2 protein-coding genes are annotated in these 3,194 nt (G+C 36.4%); both read left to right on the top strand.

Features of this window, described 5'->3' with window-relative positions:
- Nucleotides 1-1,050 (top strand): YbaK/EbsC family protein (locus AC3AX0_RS10095; RefSeq protein ID WP_487550166.1); only part of this gene is annotated, 1,050 nt, incomplete at its 5' end.
- Nucleotides 1,051-1,133: 83 nt separating this feature from the next.
- Nucleotides 1,134-2,981: a putative glycoside hydrolase gene (locus tag AC3AX0_RS10090; RefSeq protein WP_487550165.1), complete on the top strand. Its 1,848-nt coding sequence runs from the start codon at nucleotides 1,134-1,136 to the stop codon at nucleotides 2,979-2,981.
- Nucleotides 2,982-3,194: the final 213 nt, after the last annotated feature.

Raw genomic sequence — 3,194 nt, 5'->3', positions numbered from 1 at the left:
AGAGGATTTTTCATTGGAACAAAAATGGACTACATGGACTCTAAGTATTTAGAAGTTAATACTGGAGAAAAATATTTGGATGTGGAATACCTGGCAAATAACATGGAGCCAAAGAGAGTAGAATTGACTCTCTTGGAGCTTGAAGAGATAAATACACCAGGAATAGAAACAATAGAGGATCTGGCTGAATTTTTAAATGAAGACAGTAAAAACCTTGTAAAGGCTCTTTTGTTAAACTGTAATGGAGACAATGCAGTTGCTTTTGTAAGGGGAGACAGGTCGTTGAGTTTGGAAAAACTGGCTGTTGCCCTTGATATTCTTCCTGAAAGAATTGTTTCTATGGAGAGAGAAGAAATACAGGCAATAGGAGGATATCCGGGATCAACAGGACCTGTGGGTCTTAAAAATTGCATGGTATTAATAGACAACGAAGTTTTTGCAATGAATAATTTTATAGCAGGAGCAAATAAGAAAGACTACCATCTGAAAAATGTAAATCTGGGAAGGGATTTTGAAGCTGATCTTGTAGATGACATCATTACTTGTGAACATGAGGAATGTGATTTAATAGACTACTTGAAAATTGTTGATTTGGAAATATTTGACGGCGGTTTTTCAGAAGACAATTCTCTTCGTTATAAGGACCATAATTCAAAAGATAAGAACGTAGCCATAGGAAGGATTAAAATAAACATGTATAGACTTTTATCGGCTGTTGTTCATTTCAATTCAACTGAGGATAAGCTTGTGTTGCCAGTAATTACATCACCCTTTGAATACTATGTTATTGTTGCAAACAACAAGGAAGACATACTTGAAAAGGCTTTGGAAATCTCGAGAATTACAGGATCTGAAAAGACCATTCTTGATGACAGAAAAGGGAGCATGGGATCGAAAATCAAGGATTCTGAGCTAATAGGATGTTCAATTACTATCATAGTTGGTAAGAAGTCTGTTGACAACATCTATGAGGTAATAAACAATAAAAGCGGAACTAAAAAAGAGTTGTCTATGGGTGAACTTGCTGAATATGTTTCTATAAATTCATAATAAAATATGAAAAAATGAATGATGCTATGATATAATTCGAGTGGAAACAAAGTAGCTATAAAAATAACTAAGAGGAGTATTGAATGGTTAATAGAATGATTGCAGTAATACTTGTACTATGCATGATAATGACTCTCGGGGGATGCGGAAATAAAAATACGGATTCTGGAGATAATAACGAAGTTACAGAGCCATCAGAAAATATTACAGACGAGGTAGTAAACATCGAGGACCCTGATAATGTTACAGAAAATCCTGTTGATAAGCTTACTGAGGAAGAGCAGGCTCAAATTGCATATGAACAGGCACTGAAGGATAGGGCAGAACTTGAAGAAATCAGAAAACAGGATCTAGGAGAATTCTATATACCTTTGCCTCCAGTAGATTTTGAAGTTGAAAAGGTGAAAATTGATGCAAAGGGATTGTTTTCTACAGGAAGCACTGCAGGTAAGTCTGTGGATATAGATGATATAGAATCATACAAATCATATATTGAGGCTGTAGAGACAAATAACATTGCTGAAATAAATAGATTGAGTCCAACACTGCAGAACTTGAATACTTTAGAGAAGATTATAGGAATAGCTGCAGCAACTGAAATTAATGCAGTTGTAATAGATGTAAAGGATGATTCGGGTCTTTTAACCTACGAAAGCTCACTTGAAATTGTAAATAGCGTAGATGCAAACCGTTCTACAAGAATCAAGGATGTAGGCGCCCTCCTGGAAATACTTGACAAGTATGATATTTATCCCATAGCGAGGATAGTAACATTTAAAGATAGAAATTTTGCCTATGCAAAACCTGATTATTCAATTCAGCTTAAAAATGGTGGAGTTTGGCATGACTATAGCGGAACTCCGTGGGTAAATCCATTTGACAAGCATGTATGGGACTATAATGTGGCTATAGCAAAAGAGGCCGCACTTTTAGGTTTCAAGGAAATACAGTTCGATTATGTAAGGTTTCCTGACAATGCCAGAGCCTACAATCCAATTACAAATTTTCCAGGAAGGGAAGGAAGGCAAAAGGATGAGGCCATAGGGGATTTCCTTGAATATGCCAAGGTAAGTCTTGAAGATTACGGTGTGAATATTGGAGCCGACGTTTTTGGCCTCATTACTAGAACCTGGGATGATTATCCTGAAGACATCGGACAGTCATGGATTGAAATTGCACCTCATGTAGATTATGTATGTCCAATGTCATATCCAAGCCACTATGGAGCAGATTGGTACGGATACGAAGTTCCTGATGCACACCCCTACGGTGTCATTAGAGGATCCATGATGGAAGCACTTGAAAAAAATTCAGCAGTAGCCGAGGGCAGTTCTATAAGACCATGGCTACAGGATTTTACTGCAACCTGGGTAGCAGGACATATATACTATGGATATACAGAAGTAAGACAGCAGATAATTGCAGCAAAAGAGCTTGGAATAGATTCATATATGATCTGGAATTCATCTAATGTTTATGATCCTAAATCTTTCATGAAATCTGCAGCGGAGAAAGGTACAACATACCCTGTCGACATGGGAGATGAGGATTTCAGAGGAAGAACTCCAATGGATGCAATGTATGAATATTTTAAGGCTGAAAGACACAAGCGATTCAGCCAGGTTTTCATTCTTACACCAGTAGAAGACAGAACAGACAATTTTGATGTGTATTATGAGGAGATGACTACTGATAAATACGATCTTATCGATTACGACACATTGGGGTATGAGGTGTCTGGAGACACTGCAAAGGTTACTGTCTATTACAAGTATCAGGTTACTGAGGGAGAAACAACCAAATATATAGAAAATAATCAGGACGTATGGAATCTGGTTAAGGAAGAAGGAATCTGGAAGGTTATAAGGGACATTAAAGAAGTAAAGATTGAAGATGAGTCTAGCCAGACCAGTGAAACAACTACTAATTAAATTAACAAATAATGATAGATAAATGACCGGTTTCTGCAAAGTGCAGAAACCGTTTTTTTGAATACCTTATATGCAAATTAACAATGTATGTATACGAGGATAACGATGTCTGGAGATGTTGTTCTGTACTTTAAGGCTGTTTATATTATAAAAACAATTGTTTTTTAGAAAAACACAAAAAAACCTTTTACAAGAATTATATTTGTGTTATAA

The organism is Dethiosulfatibacter sp. (genome assembly GCF_983023055.1).
The sequence above is the reverse complement of the archived record's forward strand: the minus strand, read 5'-3'. Positions and strand labels throughout refer to the sequence as shown.

Coding starts and splice junctions, on each gene's coding strand:
- AC3AX0_RS10090 (WP_487550165.1), top strand. CDS start 1,134: ATGGTTAATAGAATGATTGCAGTAATACTTGTACTATGCATGATAATG.